At 68.3% G+C, this 17,578-nt stretch carries 16 protein-coding genes and 2 pseudogenes; 6 read left to right on the forward strand and 12 right to left on the reverse strand.

All coding sequences use genetic code 11. The annotated features are described in order from the left end of the window. Together AOK17_RS04535 and AOK17_RS04540 are read right to left on the reverse strand one after the other, a co-directional pair. Positions 1-385: hypothetical protein (locus tag AOK17_RS04535; RefSeq protein ID WP_157881268.1), on the reverse strand; the 385-nt coding region annotated here is incomplete at its 3' end. Next, positions 382-3,567, reverse strand: coding sequence for an ABC transporter permease (locus tag AOK17_RS04540; RefSeq protein WP_055610981.1), 3,186 nt, complete (start codon positions 3,565-3,567; stop codon positions 382-384). The genes AOK17_RS04535 and AOK17_RS04540, both read right to left, overlap by 4 nt. 391 nt (positions 3,568-3,958) lie before the next feature. Here AOK17_RS04540 and AOK17_RS04545 point away from each other — a divergent pair, with 391 nt between their 5' ends. Then, positions 3,959-4,501 (forward strand): RICIN domain-containing protein, encoded by a 543-nt coding sequence (locus tag AOK17_RS04545; RefSeq protein ID WP_157881269.1) that lies wholly within the window; start codon positions 3,959-3,961, stop codon positions 4,499-4,501. On the opposite strand, the pseudogene AOK17_RS47990 reads toward AOK17_RS04545, so the two are convergent. The 3 genes and pseudogenes from AOK17_RS47990 to AOK17_RS04555 form a co-directional block, all read right to left on the reverse strand. Further along, positions 4,489-4,779, reverse strand: a pseudogene (locus AOK17_RS47990) (IS5/IS1182 family transposase); the annotation flags it as partial. The gene AOK17_RS04545 and the pseudogene AOK17_RS47990 sit on opposite strands and share 13 nt — an antisense overlap. A gap of 199 nt (positions 4,780-4,978) precedes the next feature. Beyond that, the gene (locus tag AOK17_RS04550; RefSeq protein WP_055610983.1) at positions 4,979-5,914 is read right to left on the reverse strand and encodes an SDR family oxidoreductase; all 936 of its coding nucleotides are present in this window, start codon (positions 5,912-5,914) and stop codon (positions 4,979-4,981) included. A gap of 97 nt (positions 5,915-6,011) precedes the next feature. Continuing rightward, on the reverse strand, positions 6,012-6,644 hold the full coding sequence (locus AOK17_RS04555; protein WP_055610984.1) for an NADPH-dependent F420 reductase: 633 nt from the start codon (positions 6,642-6,644) through the stop codon (positions 6,012-6,014). A gap of 283 nt (positions 6,645-6,927) precedes the next feature. On the opposite strand from AOK17_RS04555, the gene AOK17_RS04560 reads away from it, so the two are divergent. After that, complete coding sequence (locus AOK17_RS04560; protein ID WP_055610985.1) at positions 6,928-7,839, forward strand: LysR family transcriptional regulator; 912 nt, start codon at positions 6,928-6,930, stop codon at positions 7,837-7,839. A 106-nt stretch (positions 7,840-7,945) separates the two neighbouring features. On the opposite strand, the gene AOK17_RS04565 is transcribed toward AOK17_RS04560, so the two are convergent. From AOK17_RS04565 to AOK17_RS04580, 5 genes are all read right to left on the reverse strand, one after another. Next, on the reverse strand, positions 7,946-8,341 hold the full coding sequence (locus tag AOK17_RS04565) for a GNAT family N-acetyltransferase (protein WP_055610986.1): 396 nt from the start codon (positions 8,339-8,341) through the stop codon (positions 7,946-7,948). A 213-nt stretch (positions 8,342-8,554) separates the two neighbouring features. Continuing rightward, positions 8,555-8,707, reverse strand: a complete 153-nt coding sequence (locus AOK17_RS51520) for a hypothetical protein (protein WP_206190673.1) — start codon at positions 8,705-8,707, stop codon at positions 8,555-8,557. 45 nt (positions 8,708-8,752) lie between these two features. Continuing rightward, a complete protein-coding gene (locus AOK17_RS04570; protein WP_055610987.1) occupies positions 8,753-9,247 on the reverse strand; it encodes a hypothetical protein in 495 nt (164 codons plus the stop codon). A gap of 193 nt (positions 9,248-9,440) precedes the next feature. Further along, positions 9,441-9,983, reverse strand: coding sequence for a pyridoxamine 5'-phosphate oxidase family protein (locus AOK17_RS04575; protein ID WP_055610988.1), 543 nt, complete (start codon positions 9,981-9,983; stop codon positions 9,441-9,443). Between the two features lie 251 nt (positions 9,984-10,234). After that, complete coding sequence (locus AOK17_RS04580; protein ID WP_079052791.1) at positions 10,235-10,783, reverse strand: sugar O-acetyltransferase; 549 nt, start codon at positions 10,781-10,783, stop codon at positions 10,235-10,237. A gap of 179 nt (positions 10,784-10,962) precedes the next feature. Here AOK17_RS04580 and AOK17_RS04585 point away from each other — a divergent pair. Beyond that, positions 10,963-11,942 (forward strand): annotated as a pseudogene (locus tag AOK17_RS04585) (LysR family transcriptional regulator). A gap of 76 nt (positions 11,943-12,018) precedes the next feature. Then, entirely contained in the window at positions 12,019-12,663 is a 645-nt protein-coding gene (locus AOK17_RS04590) for a DNA alkylation repair protein (RefSeq protein ID WP_245697010.1), read from the forward strand. 122 nt (positions 12,664-12,785) lie between these two features. Here AOK17_RS04590 and abrT read toward each other — a convergent pair whose 3' ends face one another. Continuing rightward, on the reverse strand, positions 12,786-13,514 hold the full coding sequence (abrT, locus tag AOK17_RS04595) for an HTH-type transcriptional regulator AbrT (RefSeq protein WP_169801894.1): 729 nt from the start codon (positions 13,512-13,514) through the stop codon (positions 12,786-12,788). Positions 13,515-13,604: 90 nt separating this feature from the next. Between abrT and AOK17_RS04600 the strand changes: the two genes are divergently transcribed. Together AOK17_RS04600 and AOK17_RS04605 are read left to right on the forward strand one after the other, a co-directional pair. After that, positions 13,605-15,194, forward strand: a complete 1,590-nt coding sequence (locus tag AOK17_RS04600) for an MFS transporter (protein WP_055610991.1) — start codon at positions 13,605-13,607, stop codon at positions 15,192-15,194. A gap of 591 nt (positions 15,195-15,785) precedes the next feature. Next, positions 15,786-16,406 carry a response regulator transcription factor gene (locus AOK17_RS04605; RefSeq protein ID WP_055610992.1) on the forward strand — a complete coding sequence of 207 codons (621 nt, stop codon included), beginning with the start codon at positions 15,786-15,788 and terminating at the stop codon, positions 16,404-16,406. Between the two features lie 208 nt (positions 16,407-16,614). On the opposite strand, the gene AOK17_RS04610 is transcribed toward AOK17_RS04605, so the two are convergent. Continuing rightward, positions 16,615-17,397, reverse strand: coding sequence for a crotonase/enoyl-CoA hydratase family protein (locus AOK17_RS04610; RefSeq protein WP_055610993.1), 783 nt, complete (start codon positions 17,395-17,397; stop codon positions 16,615-16,617). Between the last annotated feature and the right edge of the window lie 181 nt (positions 17,398-17,578).

A 17,578-nucleotide genomic window follows, 5' to 3' on the forward strand; every position in this document is an offset into this window, starting at 1 on the left:
CTGCGACGGTGCGCAGGAGCGGCAGCTCCACCCGCGTCGAGTCGTGCACGAGGCCGCCGTTCAGGGCATCGGGAGCCGCGTTGGCGATCACCTCGGTGACCGGGAGCAGGTCCTCGGCCAGGTCACTCGCCCAGGCATCGGCGTCCGCGCTGTCAGCCGGCTCGAACCGCGCGCTGAACAGGACGCCAGGCTCTACTTGTTGCTCCTGCTCCAGCCGCGAGGCCAGAGCCCGCCCGGCGAGCCGGTCCAGAAGCCCCGGCCCCGCGGCGGCGACCGCGGTCAGCAGCGCCACCAGCACCGCCAGGCAGACCAGCAACGGCACCTCGGCACGCACCTCGCGAACGGCAACCCAGCGCAGCGGCCGTACCGAGCGCCTCACCTTCACCGGTCCTCCCCCGCGCGCAGCACCCGTGCCAGATCGACCCGTCCCAGAAGGCGGGCGGCGACCGACACGACCGCGCAGATCACCAGCGTCGTCGCCCCCGCCGTAAGGGCCACCCGCGCCCAGGGCACGTCGGTGAGCAGCCCCGGGTAGACCGGCCTGCCGGTGTCGTCGACCGTCACCACCGGCATCACCAGCGCGGCCAGCACGGTCCCCAGTACCGTGCCCAGCACCGCCGCCACCGCGGCCAGCACCAGCTGCTCCGTCCACAGATACGCCGCCAACTGCCCGCGCCGCACACCCAAAGCCCGCAGCAACGCGAACTCCCGCGTCCTCGACCGTACCGACAACGCCGTATGCAGAGTGAAGCCGACGACCGCGAACGCGGGCGCCAGGACCAGACACAGGGTCAGTGCCCCGCGTGCCCCCTGCCGCAACGGGTCGGCGGCCAGCCGGGCCCGCATCTGCGGCACGTCGACACCGTCGCCCAGGTGGGGATCGGCACGTAGGGCGCTCAGCGCTGCCGTCGCGTCCCCGTTCTCGGCGGCGACCCACCAGGCGGACTCGGCGGCGGGCAGGGTTCCGCCGAGCACGAACTGGGCGGCCAACGCCCGGGAATCGGCCAGCAGGCGCGGCCGCTCACGGTCCGCACCCGGCACCGCATCGATCTTCCCTACGATCCTGATGCGGGCTGTGCCGCCACCGGCGCGCTGCACCGTGACCGTGTCCCCCACCCGGGCCACGCCCGAGGACAGCAGCATGCGGTCGGCCAACGCCGGCACAGGCGAACTCCCCTTGGCACGGTCGGTGCCCAGCCGCACGTTCCAGGTCGGGTACTTGAGCGTGATGTCCGGTCCGCGCAGCACCGCGTCCAGGAGCGTGCCGGGCGCCGACCGGTCGGAACACAGCACCGGCCCCGGAGCGCTCCCGGGCAGTCGGCGCGCCTTGGCACCAGGGCATCCGGCGATCTTCCGGTCCGGGGCGTCGGTACGCAGGTCGTGCCAGGCAGCAGGCCGGGAAAGGCCGGGTACGCGGTCGACAGCGAGGTGGTAGGTGCGCCGTACCCTCTCGCCGGTCATGCTCACACCGAGCTGGACGATCCGTGCACCCTCAGCAGCGACCGGAATCTTCAGACGCACGGTACGGACCGCACCACCGGTGTCCTTCAGGACGGCCTCGCTCGCTCGGGTGAGACCGTCGGCGTCCACGAAGTGCACGGTGAGCGTGAGAGGCACCGGGGTGCCCGGCCCGTCGACCGACAGTCGTACACGCAACGGGAGTTCACCCGCCGCACCACTCAACGGCAGCCCGTGGACAGGAATGTTCCGGCCCAGCGGAGCGACCAGCTTGGACACCGGCCGGTCACTGAGGTCGGAACGCAGGGCGGGGGCCGGGCCGCGTGCGGTGTTGATGCCGGTGACGGTGACCCAGCTCTGGCCGAGGTACCCGTTCGCCTCCACCACCGGAGTCACCGCCCCGGCGCCCGGCAGTGCGCCGTACGCGGCGCGCCGCTCCGCGGTCGCGAGCCGCTCACCGGGGACGATCCGCAGGTCGGCGCCGACCCTGAACACCGCCTGGTCGTGGTCACCACGGTCCAGGATGGCCAGTGCGGTACTGCTCAGCGCGGCAACGGCCAGGGCGAGTGTCACCAGCAGCGCCGGACCGGCATGGCGCGCAGCACGCCGCGCGATCTGCCAGCCCCCCAGCGGCAGCACCAGTCCGGTGCCGCGCCGCGCGAGGGGATCCGCGATCCGCGCGGCCAGCGGCAGCGCCCGCAGCACCAGCAACGCCGCCGCACACGTCATCGCCACAGGAGCCAGCACCAGCACCGGGTCGACTCCCCCACCGGCGACCGGCGACCGGTACTGCCGCAACTGCAGCCATCCCAGCACCGCAACAGCGGCCAGCGCCACATCCGCACCGAGCCGCTGCACCCCCGCGAACCGTCCCAGACGGAGCCGGAGCCTGCGCACCGCCTGCCGGTCCCGCACGGTCCGTATGGTCGGCCACAGCAACGCCGTACCGTGCACCACGACAGCCAGCAGCGCAGCCACCCAGCCCGCCGCCAAGGTCGCCGTCGCCGGGACATCGCCGGGAATCAGACCGGCCCCGTCCAGAAGACGCAGCAGCGGGCCGGCAAGGAACGGCGCGGCCACTCCGGCCGGCACCGCAACCACCGCCCACTGCACCGCCGTTGCCACAGCCAGCCGTAACGTTCCGGCACCCCGCGCGGCGAGCAACGCCAGCTCGGCACGACGGTGCTCTGCGAGCTGACGCGCAGTGAGTACGAGAGCGGCCACAGCCAGGGCAGCGAGCAGCGTCGCCGGAATGTAGAGACCGGCACGCGCCACCGCGATCGGGGTCGTCAGGTCGTCGAGCGCGTTGTCGAGCGTGGACCTGGCCTTGAGCTCGGCCGTGGACGGAGCACCGCGGAAGATGGACAGCGAAACGTCACTGCCGGCGAACGCGTCGGCACGCCGCTGCAACGGCCCGATGTCACCGAGCCCGAGCCCGCCGGTGTCCGGCACACCCAGCCACAACGCATCGGCGTCCCTGGCCAGATCCGGCACAGCGGCAAGCGCCTGACGCGACACCAGCACCATCGACTCGGGCGTCCTGAACGTGGGACTCAGGCTCGCCCAGACGGCCGGGCTGCGGCCACCCACCCGGTACAGCCCGGCCACCCGCATCCGGACCTGCCGCCCGCCGTCGGACTGCACCCGCAGTTCGTCGCCGGGCCGCACCGCGAGCTCCGCGGCGAACACCTCACTCACCGCGGTCTCGACCACCCCATCACCGGCGTCTGCCCGCGGCCAGCGCCCCGCCACCAACTCGGCGTGCCGCTGCGGCTGCTGGAGAGCAACAAGAGTGACGACAGCGTCGTCCCGCCGGCGTCCGTCCGCCTCGGTCACACTGAGCGCGGCGGACCGGCTGGCCGGGACCCGTAACGCGGACCAGGTGTGATGCGGTACGCCACCGAAGGCACGGTCGACAGCAGCGCGTACGAGACCATCGACGTCACCCGCACCGCGCGGCCGGTACGCTCCGGAGACCTCGACCACCGCCCCCGGGTCACGGGCCAGCCGCCGCTGTATCCCACCCTCGACGGCCTTCTCGGTGAGCGCCGCGAGCGCGGCCAGGACGGTGGCAGCGAGCAGCACCGCAAGGCCCGCGGCGCCCAGCACCAGTCCATGGTGCGCGGTTCCACGCACTGCGGTAGGCGCACGTCTCCCGCTCAACTCGCCGGTCTCCCCCCGTACGACCCGCCACAGTATGGGTCCGTGCGTCCGAGACCCGCAATCGTCCGGATCGGCCCACCGAGAACAGGTCTGTACCCAGCGGAGTCTGAACCGGCCCCAACCATCAGTTCCAGAGCCACTCCGGCACGTCCACCCGCCGAGCGCCCTAGGAACCGTGTTCAGCTGATCAAGCCGATCGACAGGTATGCGGAAGGTGGGCTAGGGCGTGTCCGAGGACAGCACTCGTTCGAGGGATTTGGCTGCTCAACCCTGTTCTCTCCCGTTTGCGTTGGGGAATCGTGGAGTCCTGGTCACCTCATTTTGAACAGGAGGAATCTTGACGCCATCGCGTACGCGGCGGGCACTGGTTCTTGCCGGGCTGCTCGTGGCACTGGCATCCGTCGCACCGAGTTCCGGTGCCGTTGACCGGGCCGCCGATCCCTCACCACGCGCCGCGGTCGGCCCCTTCCAGGTACGGAACCAGGGCACGGGCCGCTGCATGGGCATGCCGGCAGGCGACGACCGGATGCGGGTATGGAACTGCACCAGCGAGCCGTACCAGCTCTGGGACCTGATCGCCGACGGCCGTGGCCGCTACCATCTGGCCACTCGCAGGGACGGCCGCTGCCTGGCCGGCTATGCCCAAGGGCCCAGTGGCTGGGCGACGTGGCTGAGCGACTGCGACAGATCCTTCACCAACGTGGATCAGCTCTGGTACGTGGACCCCGCCCACAGCGCCGACCCCGCCCCGATCCGCAACCTCTATGGCCGCGCCCTCGAACCCGACCGCGGATGGGGTGGGGCGAACGAGTCTCCTGTTGTGACCAATGACAATCAGGGACTGCCCAACCAGCAGTGGACACTGATCTACGGGCCGTGAAATACGTGCGCCTTCTTGTCGTACCTGGCTGCCACGGCCCGAAAGCCCCTGAGCTCGTTGATGGTCCGCTCTACTTCGTCCCTCCGGGAACAGCGTGCGGGGGTGAAACCGGTGGGGCAACCGCCGCGGCTTCCGCGCCGCCGGCGGTTGGCTCGCTGGTCCCTGCGCCCGGGGATGATGTACCGGATCTGTCGGCGCCGCAGGTACCAGCGGTTATGGCGAGAGCTGTACGCCTTGTCTCCACAAGGGTGGTCGGGACGGGTCCGTGGGTGTCCACCTCGATGACCGTCTTCCCGGCCAGTGGCACGGCGGGCAATTCGGGGAACGCCTAGACCGGCACCGTGACCACGACGATGTCACCGGCCGCCGCGGCCTCCCCGCTTCCGATGAATCCCCCAGTCGTCATGTTCTCAGCGTCCCTCCGGAAGAGCCGAACCCTTGCCATTGCCGGACTCGTTGCGATTCGGGTCCCGGCCGTCACTCGGCGGAGAAGTAGTGGCCGTTGTCCAAATCGGCGAGCAGGCCGGGCTGAGCGGGTTCCCAGCCGAGGGTCCGGCGGGTGATGAGGCTGGACGCCGGGTAGCTCTGCGTGACTATGTTCGCGAGGAACCCGAAGTATCCCGGCACCATCAGTACGTCCGCGGGAACACTCACGGCGGGCAGGCCCAGGCGACTGCCAATGGCCTCGGCGATCTCGCGGAGTGGGATCGCCCCGTCCCCGACCGCGTGCCAGTATTTGCCGGCCGGCCCCTTCTCCAGCGCCAAGCGGAACAAGGAGGCGACATCCCGGACGTGCACGGCGTTCCACAGATTCGCGCCGTCTCCGGGGTAACCGACGAAACCCTTCTCCTTCGCGAGCGCGATCAGCTGTACGAGGAAGCCGGCACGATCGGTCGTGCTGTGCGCGATGTTGGCAATCCGCACGACCGAGGACCGCACTCCCCGCTCGGCGAGGCCGACTACGGCGGTCTCCACGACGTTTCGAACCCGCAGGGTGCCCTTGTACTCATCGCCGCCGGGAAGGGCAGGGTCCTCCTCGGTGGCCGGCCGCCCCAGGTTCCCTGGCGAGCCTATGCTCCCCGCCGCGACCAGCGGCTTTCCGGTTCCCGCCAGTGCCTCGCCGTACGCGAGCATGATCGGGAGCTCCGCGGCGGCCACGGCGTCGAGCCCGCCGGAGGGAAGCAGGTCCTGCCTGTGCGCGACGTGGATGACACCGTCGGAGTGCGCAGCCGCCTCCTTGAGCCCGTCGAGATCCTCGAGGTCGCCGCGACGCACCTTCGCGCCGAGCGCGGACACCGCCGCCGCGGCCGTGTCCGACCCGGCCAGGCCGGTGACTTCATGTCCGGCGGCGACGAGCTCGGGGATGATGTAGGAACCGGAATGGCCGGTCCCGCCAGTGACGAAAACGCGCATGCTACTGGTCCTTGTGAGAGTAGGCGGAGGGGCTGATCTCCTCGCGCCGCAGATCGGCTGGCGTGATGTGGCACGAGGAGTGGCGGTGCGGGTGCGCTCAGCCGAGAACGCTGACGCCGAGGAAGAAGTTGGTGTGCTTGACGGAGTTGGCGACGAGGCCCAGCTGCAACAGGGCGACGTTCTCCAGCGTCCGCGCCATCGCCAGCTGCCCGGTGTCCATCGGGCGCAGCCCCAGGCTCTCGATGAACGCCGACACGCGTGCCTTTGCCTGCGCGTCGTCGCCGGCGATGAACACGTCCAACAGGCGACCCTCGGCTGGGCCGGCCGCCAGAACGTGGGAGAACAGGGTGTTGAACGCCTTGACTACATGCGCGCCGGCGGGGGCGGCCTTGGCGATCTCCTGCGCGCCGGAACTGCCGTCGGGGGTGACAAAGCCCTGGAAATCAGGGGAGATGGGGTTGGTGATGTCGATGATGACCTTGCCCTGCAGTGCGTCCCCGTACTCGCTCACCACCGCCGCCGCGCTGGCGTACGGCACCGCGAGCACGACGATGTCCCCTGCCGGAGCGGCGCCGGCCGTCCCGACAGAGGCGCCGCCGAGCGCGCCGGCCAATTCCTTGGCCTTGGCAGGGTCGCGGCCGATGATCTCGACGGCGTTGCCGCCGGCGAGCGCCCGGTCGGCCAGGGCGCCGGCCATGTTCCCCAGGCCGATAATGCTGATACTGCTCATTGGTGAGCCTGCTTTCTGAAGCTGGATAGAACGCCATGCCCACCCGTCCTTGTCAACGGTTATGTCGTCGATACCGTCGAATGACGCGATGCATGGTGCTCAATTCCTGATGTGCTCATTCGGGCCTCGGCACGGCCGCCAAGTCCCGTTGTCGAATTCTTATGCCGAATTCGCTCCGGCCCCTTTAGGTACCTATTCAGGTTGCCATTGGCCTGAGTGGAGTGTCCAAGACCTCTTTCAACCGTGGTGATACCTTGAAGGCATCACCGGACCGGGAGACGCCGTGGATCTGGACCTGCGCAAACTGCGCTACTTCGTCGCCGTTGCCGACCGGTTGCACTTCGGCCGCGCCGCCGATGAGCTCCATATCGCGCAGCCGGTGCTCAGCCGGCAGATCCGCGCGCTCGAGCAGGATCTCGGCGCCTCGCTGTTCACCAGGGATCGCCACGGCGTAGCGCTGACCGACGCGGGCCGACAACTGCTGGCCGACGCCGGTCCGCTGCTCGCCTCCACGCACGCGGTCCGCCGCCGGGTGTCCGTGGCCGCCCGCGGCAGTCGGCGGCTGATGGTCGGTTTCCGGGCCGGCATCCCGGTCATCCCGGCGGCGCGGGCGTTCGAGGCCCGACACCCGGACGTGGTCGTGGACGTGCAGCGGATCGAATGGGAGGACCAGGCTCCGATGCTGCTCGACGGCCGCATCGACATCGGCTATGTACGGCTGCCCATCGACGAGGCCGGCCTGCACGTCACCCCGCTGTACACCGAGCCCCGGGTGGCGGTGCTGCCCGCCGGCCACCGGTTGGCCGGCAAGGAGGAGGTCACCGAGGCCGACCTGGCCGGCGAACCGCTGGTCTGGCACGCCGACCCGGGCACGCAGCCCACCAGGCGCCCGCACCCCAACGCCGGGTACCTGGTGCGCGGGGTGGACGAGACGCTCGAGCATGTCGCGGCCGGCCGGGGCGTCTCGTTCCTGGCCCGTTCGGCGACCGTGTTCTACTCACATCCGGACGTCATCTATGTGCCCATCCCCGATCTGGCGCCCGACCAGGTGTGCCTCGCGGTCGCGTCATCGCGCACCTCGCCAGTGGTCGATGACTTCCTCACCGCGGCTCAGGCGACGGCCGAGATCACGGCAGAATGCGGTAACTATGAAATGTGGCAGCTTGGCGGCGAGGCCGCTTCAAAGCATGGCTGAGCAGTCCGACCGACAATAGTCGCGCCAACAGGGGGCACGCGGCCACAGCAATGGCGAAATACCGTTCCTGGTCCCGTGCGCCGTGGCCCTGGCTCTGGCTCTGGCGTTACAGAGCAATCAGACCGGCTGTCGTCTCCTTGAAGCCGCAGGAATCGAAATAGAACGTACGCAGGTGCTCCTCGAAGTCGACGTGGAACCATTCGCACTTCGCAGCACGGGCCTCGTGGGCCGCGGTTGCGACCAGCGCGGCACCGACACCTCTCCCCCGACGATGCTGCGCGACCACTGTGTCCAGGACGAAGGCATGGACGCCACCGTCCCAGACAACGTTCACGAAGCCGATCAGAGAGCCGTCCTCCCAGTCACAGACCCAGCCGAGACTGTGGCGCTCAAGTCGTTCTCGCCAGTCAGTCTCAGCGACCGGGTGGCCGAAGCCGTCAGCGTGGAGCGCGTTGAGGGCGGCGTTGCCGAAGGCGCCCCGCCACTCGTGCTTGATCGTCACTTCTCGATCGTAGTGTCCGTGCCAAATCCTGTAACTGCATTGCAGGGCGAGGGGAATTCGCCTGCCGACCGTCCTGACCAGAGCGCCGAGTGGCTGGTGTGTTCACGGCGTCGGAGACGTCCTGGACAGCCCCGTTCACCGGGCTGAGCCCGCTCCGATTCAGTTGACTCGACGTCGAGGTGACAGGGCCGAACGTATCGGGACCGGGCAGGGTCACCCCGATGCACGGATCGAGGTGCCGGTGAGCTCGGCGCAGTAGTCGAGCAGGGCGTCTTGAACCGTCGCCTCGTGCGCCTCGGCGGGCGCGGAGCGCTCCACCCACGCGGTGTGCGCAAACTCAAGACGCTCCGGCCGGCCAGAGGTCACGACAGCTGCCTGGCGGACACGGGCCTGACTCTGTCGGTGTGAGCGTCAGAAGAAGCCGAAGAAGCGAGCCCACCAGGTGGGCCGCTGAACATACGAGGGCAGCCGGCTCGGCCCGTCGTAGTCGGTCTCCAGCAGTTCCTCGGCAACCACTACGTAGCCGAGTTCGACCAATGCCCGGTTGACCCTGGCAAGGTCAGCTCCGTCCAGCTCACCCTCGGCCTGAGCTTCCTCCGTTCCGAGGAAGGCGCCCGGGTTGTCCGCGCAGACCAGCGCCAGTGACCCGAACTTGCTCACACAGACGACGATCCGGGTTCCGCATACGGTCGCGTCAGCCGGCACGACGACGCGTCCGTACTCGCTGGAGTCCTGGGTGTCCTGCTCATCCGTGCAGCGAGCTGAGAAGTCGCCTTCGAGTCGGGTCAGCAGACCACCGAAGCGGGCCGCAGTCGCGCCACGGTCGTAGTGCTGCGGCCACTGCAGCCACTCCGGATCATCAAGCTCGCGCAACAACGCCAGCAGATCCGCTTCGCTCTCGGTCATACGCCCATCTTGCCAAGCCTGCCACGGGTGGAGCGGCTCGGGGTACCACGCAGGCTGTAGGTCGGGGGTGCGGACCGAACCGACCACCAGGAGGCCCTGTTGCCGCAGTATTTTGCGTCCGATTCGACCGAGTCGATGAGTCCCATCGCGCTCAACTCGAACACAGGGTTGATTCGCTCTATGCGTCGGAGGGTCATGACTCCGACGTTCCTGGCTCGTCGGACCCCACGCTGTTGTCACTCTGCCGCTGACGTTCCGCACGCTGCTGGACGAGTTCCTCGACGGCGCTGGGCAAGGTCGTCTCGAAGTCGATCAGCTTGGCCCACGTCGGGGTCATCACGATGCGGATCATGCCGTCGTAGAGCGAGCGGACCTCGGCCTCCCACTCGACCCGTTGCTCGGCCGTCATCCCGCAGGAGCCGTTCATTTCGAGGTACTCCTCGGGAATGCCGTCGACCTCGTCGAGTTCAACCGTGCCGCGGACGAGCAGGATCTTGGGCGGGTGCACCTCGGTGTCGATCGTGATGGCGACGGCCGGGTCCTCACGGAGCGAAGCCAGCTTGGGGGCGTTCTTCGACGTGCACATCACGGCCTCCTTGCCGTTCCAGGCGAAGGCGATGGGGATGTTCCGCGGTGTCCCGTCCTTGGCCACGTACGCCAGGCGGCAGAGGTCTCGAGCCAGCAGCTCCTGGCTCAGCGGGCGATTGAGGATCTCGGTGATCCGGTCGTTCGTCATGGCGGGCCTCCCAAGGCTGAGCGACCACGGTGGCCGCTTCTGCCCCTGGGACGGAGTCGCCACGCAGTTCTCGACATCCTTGCCGAACTTGTTCACGTGCCTCAGCGGACAAGTCTCCGCTGAGGCACGTGAACGGTGCCGTCAGCCGCTCAAGCCATCGCGCTCATGCGACCAACCAGCACTGCATCCGGGGAGGTCACAGGCTCGTGGGGCGCTCAGGAGCTCAGCAGGGCTGCTGTCGGCCTCGTGGGTCAGTCGTTCCAGCGTTTGCGTTCGAACGCGGACGGTCCGGTCACCAGGGTGTTGGGGGGAACGTCCTTCGTGACGACGGTTCCAGCGCCGACCACCGCACCGCGTCCGATCGTGACTCCGGGGAGAACCGTGACCGCCGCGCCGAGCCACGCGTTGGCCTCGATCGTGATGGGCGCCCGCGTGATGAACTCGCTTCGCTCGGACGCTGGGAGGGGATGGTCGGAGGAGATGAGATTGGTCTTCGGGCCGATCAGGACACCGTCACCCAGGCGGATGCCGCCCTGGTCCAAGAAGGTGCAGCTCTGATTGACGAAGACGTGCTCGCCGAAGTCGATGCCAAGACCGTGGTCGGTGTAGAAGGGCGGATAGACGGTGACGGAGCTGGGGACCGGCTTGCCGACGATCTCGGACAACAAGGCAGCGCGTGCGGCCTTGTTGTCGAACGGCAGGACGTTGAGCCGTGACGTGAGCGTGGTCACGAACTCGATTCGCGCGGCTACCCGCGCGAACTCGGGAGTCCGCACGTACAGGCGGTCTTGATCAGGCATGAGGGTTCCTCACGATGGGGCGCCCGGGCCGGAGCCGTTGAGTTGCGGCACTCGTCGAGCGCGACGGCTGATCAACCACAGGTTGACCGGAACCATCAAAACGAGCTGGGCACGCTGGAATCAAACAACCATCACGGCGGGCACAATCAACGGATGGTTGTCTACCTAGGATGACTCGCATGGACGTCACCGCCGTGCGCACCTTCGTCACCGTTGTGGATGCGGGACAGTTCCAGGAGGCCGCCACCGATCTCTCGGCCACTCCGCAGGCAGTGTCCAAACGCATTGCCTCGCTGGAGAAGGAGCTTGGCGTCCAGCTCTTCACCCGGGACGCACGCGGAGCGCGGCTCACCATCGACGGGCAGGCGTTCCTGCTCCACGCCCGCAGCTCCTCCAAGCCGCCGAGCGGGCCGTCGACTCCGTACGGCCAGGGCATCGGGCGTTGCCCGTCGACGTGATCGGCCGCCAGCTCTCCCTGGCCGGTCTGCTGCGCGGCTTCCACCGGGCCCACCCCGGGACCGAGCTGGATGTCGTGACGCTGTTCGACTCCGACACGGCCATCGCCGCCGTCCGGGACGGAGCCATCGATGCGACTTTCCGTGCCGTGACCATGCCCGGCCGACAGCTCCCCCGCGGCGTGGAGGCCACATCCGTCTTCGACGAACCGCTGCACCTGTTCACCGGACCGGGACACGAGTTCGCGAATGCCTCCGCGCTCACTCCCGCCCAGCTCGCCGGCCGCCGGATCTGGATGCCCGGGAACATGCCCCGCACGGAGTGGGCCGCCTACTACGACGAGCTCGCCGCCGCCTTCGGAATCGTCATCGACTCGGTCGGCCCGGACTTCGGTATCGAGCCTCTGCTCGACACCATCGCCGGCTCCACGACACTGGGCACCTTCGTCAGCGAACAGACCCCGCTGGTCTGGCCCACCGGTCACGACCTGCGCCGCATCCCCATCAGGGACCCGACCCCGCTCTACCCCCACTCACTGATCTGGCGCCCCGACAACCCTCACCCCTCCCTGGCCGCCCTGCGTCGCCATCTCGCATCCGCCTATCCCGACCGCCCCGGCAGCGGCATCTGGATACCGGGTTGGAGCCACCCCCTGCAGCCGCCCGAACCGGGGTGTACGACAGGGGGCCGGCCTCCGTCGTAGGCTGAATCCCGCTCGTCATGGACAGGAGGCTCAGGTGGTCGAGACGGCTGTGACCGAGACGACGGTGGCCGAGGTGATGGCCGAGCTGGCCGCGCTCGATGACCCAAAAGCACGCGCGGTGAACGAGAAGCACGGTGACGATCACGGTGTGAACCTCAGCAAGCTGCGCGCGCTCGCGAAGCGGCTGAAGACGCAGCAGGAACTCGCGCGCCGCCTCTGGGACACGGGTGATACCGCGGCGCGACTGCTGGCGCTGTTGATCTGCCGCCCGAAGGCGTTCGAGCGGGACGAGTTGGATGTCATGTCGCGTGAGGCGCGCACCCCCAAGGTGCACGACTGGCTCGTGAACTACGTGGTGAAGAAGAGCCCGCACTCCGAAGAGCTGCGCCTGGCCTGGTTCGTCGATCCGGATCCGGTGGTCGCGAGTGCCGGCTGGGCGCTGACCACCGAACGTGTGGCGAGGAAGCCCGAGGTACTCGATCTCGTAGGACTGCTCGATGTCATCGAGGCGGAGATGAAGGACGCCCCGGTTCGCCTGCAGTGGGCGATGAACCACTGCCTGGCCCAGATCGGGATCGAGCACGCCGAGCACCGCACCCGCGCGATGGACATCGGTGAGCGCCTGGAGGTGCTCAAGGACTACCCGACCTCCCCGGGCTGCACCTCTCCGTTCGCCCCCATCTGGATCACCGAGATGGTGCGCCGGCAGAACGACAAGTAGGGAGGTTCGCGTTCACGCGCGTGCCGCTGCTCCCTCCGAACGAGCTGTCCCGCGTGGAGGGGTGAGGCGGGCCGCCCGTGTGACAGGCGATTCGCCCCGTCGGGGCTACAGAGAACCGCGCGTCATGAACGCATCCCTTCCAGGCCGAAGATCATGCAGTCCAGCCCTTCCCGGAAGCGGCTCTGCGTACTGGTTGTGGCACTGCGGTTGATGTAGTCGGCCAGCGACTTCGGATGGTCCTGCACCGCCGCGTCGAGGTACGGGCCCAACCGGGCCGCCCACTCCTCCTCGTTCTCGGCCCGCCGGTTGGACATCGTCTGCCAGGACGCCTCGGACAGGGCCGCACCCACGATGTAGTAGTAGATGGCCGCCAGTGCGGAGTCGAGCTGCTGGGGGGTGAAGTCCGCGCGCTCCAGGATCTCGATGATGGCACTCGTGTGCGCCAACGCCCGTGGCCCTACTGGGGGTTGGCCACCCATCAGCTCGATCACCCAGGAGTGGCGCAGCAGCACTTCGAACAGGCCGATCGCGCCGCTCTTGATGTCGTCCTGCCAGTCCGCCGCGTCGGATCGGCTCGGCGGATCGGGGAACACCGCGTCAACGGCGAGCTCCAGGAGGTCGTCCTTGTTGGGCACGTGCCAGTACAGCGACATGGGTGCGGAGTTCAACGACGTCGCGAGCTGACGCATCCGCAGGTTCCGTACACCCCCTTCGTCCAGGAGCCGGACCGCGGCCTGCACGATCTGTTCACGGCTCAGGGATGGCTTCGACGGGCTCTTCTTCGTCTCGCGAAGCCAGATGGAGCCCTGTCGCCCCTTCGGTGTGGTCTCTCGCCCAGAAGTCTCAGTCACGGCTCTATAGTACCGCAGGCTCGTACATTGTACGATCCTGCGGTATGGCGTACGAGCCGGTTGAACGAAGGACATCAGAGGAGGGCAACCATGGAATCGGCGCGCAGCGCGGCCAACAGGTGGACAGTGCTCGGCATCCTGTCCCTGAGCCTCTTGGTCGTCGCGCTGGACCTGACCGTATTGAACGTCGCACTACCGACGCTGAGCACTGAGCTGGAACCGTCCTCGGTTCAGTTGCTCTGGATCGTCGACATCTACTCACTCGCCGTCGCCGGGCTGCTCATCAGCGCCGGAACGCTCGGAGACCGTCTCGGCCGCAAGCGCTTCTTATGCCTGGGCTTCCTCATCTTCGGCCTCGGCTCGGCCGCGGCGGCCTGGGCGTCCGGACCGGAGACGCTGATCGCGGCCCGCGCGCTCCTCGGCGTCGGTGCCGCGCTCATCATGCCGTCGACGCTGTCAATCATCCGGAACGTCTTCACGGACCGCAGGGAGCGCACGGTGGCTCTCGCCGTCTGGGCCTCGGTCTCCGCGGCCGGCGCCGCGATCGGCCCCGTCGTCGGCGGCTTTCTGCTGGAACACTTCTGGTGGGGATCGGTCTTCCTGATCAACCTGCCGATCATGGCGATCGCCCTGATCGCAGCGGTACTTCTCGTGCCCGAGTCCCGCCACCCCAACCCGCCCCGCTGGGACGCCTTCGGAGCTCTTCTCTCCGTCACCGGGCTCATCGCCCTCGTCTACAGCATCCAGCACGGCGGCCCCAAGGGACTCGACGCGCAGACGATCGGCATCGGGGCGCTGGGACTGCTGCTGCTCGCGGGGCTGATCGTCCGGCTGGTCCGCACGCCCGAGCCTCTCTTCGACCTGGCCCTGTTCAAGTCCCGCGCGTTCTCCGTCGGAGTGGCGTCGGTGGTCCTGGCCATGTTCGGCATGGGCGGACTGATGCTGCTGCTCACCCAGCACTGGCAGTTCATCGGCGGAGCCTCGCCCCTGGAGTCGGGCCTGCGCCTGCTTCCGCTCGTCTTCGCCACCATGATCGGAGCCCCGATCATGTCGTTCGTCGTTCCGCGATACGGCACGCGCTACGCCATGATGATCGGGATGGGGCTGATCGGAGCGGCGTTCTTCGTCCTGCTCAACGTTCAGCCCGACACGGAGTACTGGGTGTTCGCGATCGCCCTCGTCGGCATCGGGGCCGGGTCGGGCTGTGCCATGACGGCCGCGTCGGACGTGATCATGTCCACGGCTCCCGCCGACTCGGCCGGGGCCGCCGCGGGCATCGAGGAGACGTCGTACGAGTTGGGCAACGGACTCAGCGTCGCGATCATGGGAAGTGTCGCATCGGCCCTGTTCCGCCGGGAGATGGACACGACGGTGCCCGGCGTGGACGACAGGTCCATGGAGGCGTCCCGCGAAAGCATCGGCGACTCCATCGTCGTGGCGGGTACCCTGCCGGGCGACGCCGGGCGGGCGCTGAAGCGTCAGGCCGATCAGTCGTTCTCGGACGCGTTCGCGCTCACCTCACTCTGCACCGGGATCATGCTCGTGTTGGTGACAGTCGCCATCTACTTCTACGTACCGCGGTCGACGGGGCGCGCGGACTCGAAGCAGGAGGGCGATTCCGCCACGGACCTGGCGAAGCTCGACCTGGCCCCGGACGACGCACGCAGTGAACACAGCTGAAGCCCTCGCTCTCCGCACGGCCCGCCCGATCAGGCGGGCCGTGCCTGCGTGAGGCGTCGATTCCGGCCTGCTTTCCGCCCGCGACCCGCGCACTCAACCACCCTCCGGACACCGGCATTCACGAACAGGCTGTTCCGGATTGCACGGGCCTTCCCCTCCTACGGCCACTCTTTCCATGACACCGCGAGTACCTGAGGTACCGTACGAGTTATCGTACAAGGTACGATTGGACGCTGCCGCGAAGAGCGCCACTCGTGGCAGTCTCTAGCGAGACGGCCGTCGTCCGTACATCGGTTAAGGGGGAACGACTGAATCCCGTCGCGGAATGTCAGCTACCGGGGGGTTACCACGGGGCTCATTCAACTCGCGTCCACCCATGCGCACTCTGGGTGCACCCCACCGATCCACCTCATCCGACGCTGACGCGTCAAACCACTCGGCTCCCCTCCCCAGCCGAAGCCCCCCATTCGTTCGTATGCCGCCCCGAGGAACGGCATGCACGCGGTCAAACTCCTGACGGCCCCGCACTGAGTAACGCCCGCTTCACTCACTCGTGAGGAGTCCTCAATGCAAGCGTTAGGTGTCCTCGTCGTGGACAACCACCCCGTCGTCCGGTACGCGCTGTCGTCGCTGCTGGATGCGCGGGCCGCCTGGACAGCTGAGGCGGCATCCGGTGACGAGGCATGGAACGCCATCGTCGCTCGCTGCCCGAGTGTCGTAGTACTCGAAATGGAACTCGAAGGCCGCGCGAGCGGTGCCGAGTTGTGCCAGAAGGTCAAAGCGATGGACAAGGCGCCCCACGTCCTGTTCTTCACCAGCGACAGTTCGCCGAGCGCCGTAGTGGCCGCCATATCCGCCGGGGCCGACAGCTTCCTCCACAAAAGCGTGGGAAGTTCGGAGCTCGTGGACGCGGTGGAGCGGACATCATTCGGCCAGCGGCTGTGGGTGCTGGGAAAGGAAGAAGGCGAGCAGATCGATGTGCGCAGCGTCGCGCACGACGGGCTGTCGGCCATCACCCGCCGGGAAGAGGAAGTACTGAGCCTTGTCCTACGCCGCTACACCAATGAAGAAATCGCCGGAGAACTCTCCCTGGCGCCTCAGACCATAAAGAATCAGGTGAGCAGCGCACTGCGGAAACTGGGCGTCAGCGGTCGACGCGAACTGTTCCGCAAGTACTCCGGCCGAGCTGTGATGACAGCGGCGAGGGGCTGAACACGGTCCTGCAGCCGACCTTTCAACGGCACGGGCCGGACGCTCGGACAATGCCTGGCACGCACCTCCTGAGCGGCGGGCCGTGCGACGGCATCCGGCCCGCCGACGACCAGGCGGGATCGCGAGCCCTGTCCCGGAGAGCCGCCGTCCGCGATCGTCGCGGTCGTCCCGACGGCGGCCCCGGGCATGAGTCCTCCCACGCACGCACTCATCCGGCCGACCGTCCCATCACGAAACGACTCGCCCCCTCGCGCGCCGCGGCGGAATCCAGCAGGGGGCCCAACAGCTCCCGGTGTCTGGTGTACTCGGCGGCCAACTGCCCGTCGCGCACCTCCGCGAGGAGGCGTTTGCTCGCCAGGACGCTCGAAGCCCGCTGGGCCGCGATCGTCTCACCCAGCTCGCATGCCGCGGTCAGCGCGGTTCCGGGTTCGACCAGCCGGTTGACGAGCCCGAGTCCGTAGGCGCGCTGCGCGTCGATGGGTTCTCCGGTGAGCGCCATCTCCATCGCCACGTTCGGCGGAATCGCCCGGGGCAGCCTCAACAAGCCGCCAGCGGCGGCCACCAGCCCTCTGCGTACTTCGGGGAGCGCGAATACGGCATCGGCGGCTGCCACCACGAGATCGCACGCCAGGACCAGTTCGAAGCCGCCGCCCACCGCCGCGCCCTCGACCGCGGCGATCAGTGGCTTGGCGGGCGGTCGCTCCGTCAACCCGCCGAAGCCACGGCCTGGAAGAGAGGCCCGCTCGCCGCGGACGAAGGCGGCAAGGTCCATGCCCGCGCAGAACGCCGGCGGTGTGCCGGTGAGCACGCCGACGCTCAACTCCTCGCGCATGTCCAGCTCTTCGAAGGCCGCGGCCATCCGCTCGGCCATGGCCCGCGTCAGCGCGTTGCGCACGCGCGGCCGGTTCAGCCGGATCACCAGTACAGCGCCGCAGGTCTCAACGACGATGTCGGCGGCGGCTGTTCGCCCGTCCGCGGATTGTCCGCTCACACTGCTGCCCTTCTCTCGGCACAATGGATTCGGATCAGCCAGACTAGCCAGCGAATTCTCCGTGGACCATGCACTGAAAGTACTCAGCCTGCCGGCGAACAAGTACCCCCGATGCCTGTACGAACGGATACGCGCGCGCGTGGAATTCCTGAGAGGCGGAGACGGGGGAATCAACTCCCTT

Source organism: Streptomyces phaeochromogenes, from assembly GCF_001418655.1.
Taxonomy (GTDB): Bacteria; Actinomycetota; Actinomycetes; order Streptomycetales; family Streptomycetaceae; genus Streptomyces; species Streptomyces phaeochromogenes.

Excerpts from the sequence above, each read along its gene's own strand:
- AOK17_RS04575 (WP_055610988.1), bottom strand. The coding sequence starts at position 9,983 with ATGACGAACGACCGGATCACCGAGATCCTCAATCGCCCGCTGAGCCAG.
- AOK17_RS04580 (WP_079052791.1), bottom strand. The coding sequence starts at position 10,783 with ATGCCTGATCAAGACCGCCTGTACGTGCGGACTCCCGAGTTCGCGCGG.
- AOK17_RS04555 (WP_055610984.1), bottom strand. The coding sequence starts at position 6,644 with ATGAGCAGTATCAGCATTATCGGCCTGGGGAACATGGCCGGCGCCCTG.
- AOK17_RS04570 (WP_055610987.1), bottom strand. The coding sequence starts at position 9,247 with ATGACCGAGAGCGAAGCGGATCTGCTGGCGTTGTTGCGCGAGCTTGAT.
- AOK17_RS04550 (WP_055610983.1), bottom strand. The coding sequence starts at position 5,914 with ATGCGCGTTTTCGTCACTGGCGGGACCGGCCATTCCGGTTCCTACATC.
- AOK17_RS04590 (WP_245697010.1), top strand. The coding sequence starts at position 12,019 with ATGGCCGAGCTGGCCGCGCTCGATGACCCAAAAGCACGCGCGGTGAAC.
- AOK17_RS04600 (WP_055610991.1), top strand. The coding sequence starts at position 13,605 with ATGGAATCGGCGCGCAGCGCGGCCAACAGGTGGACAGTGCTCGGCATC.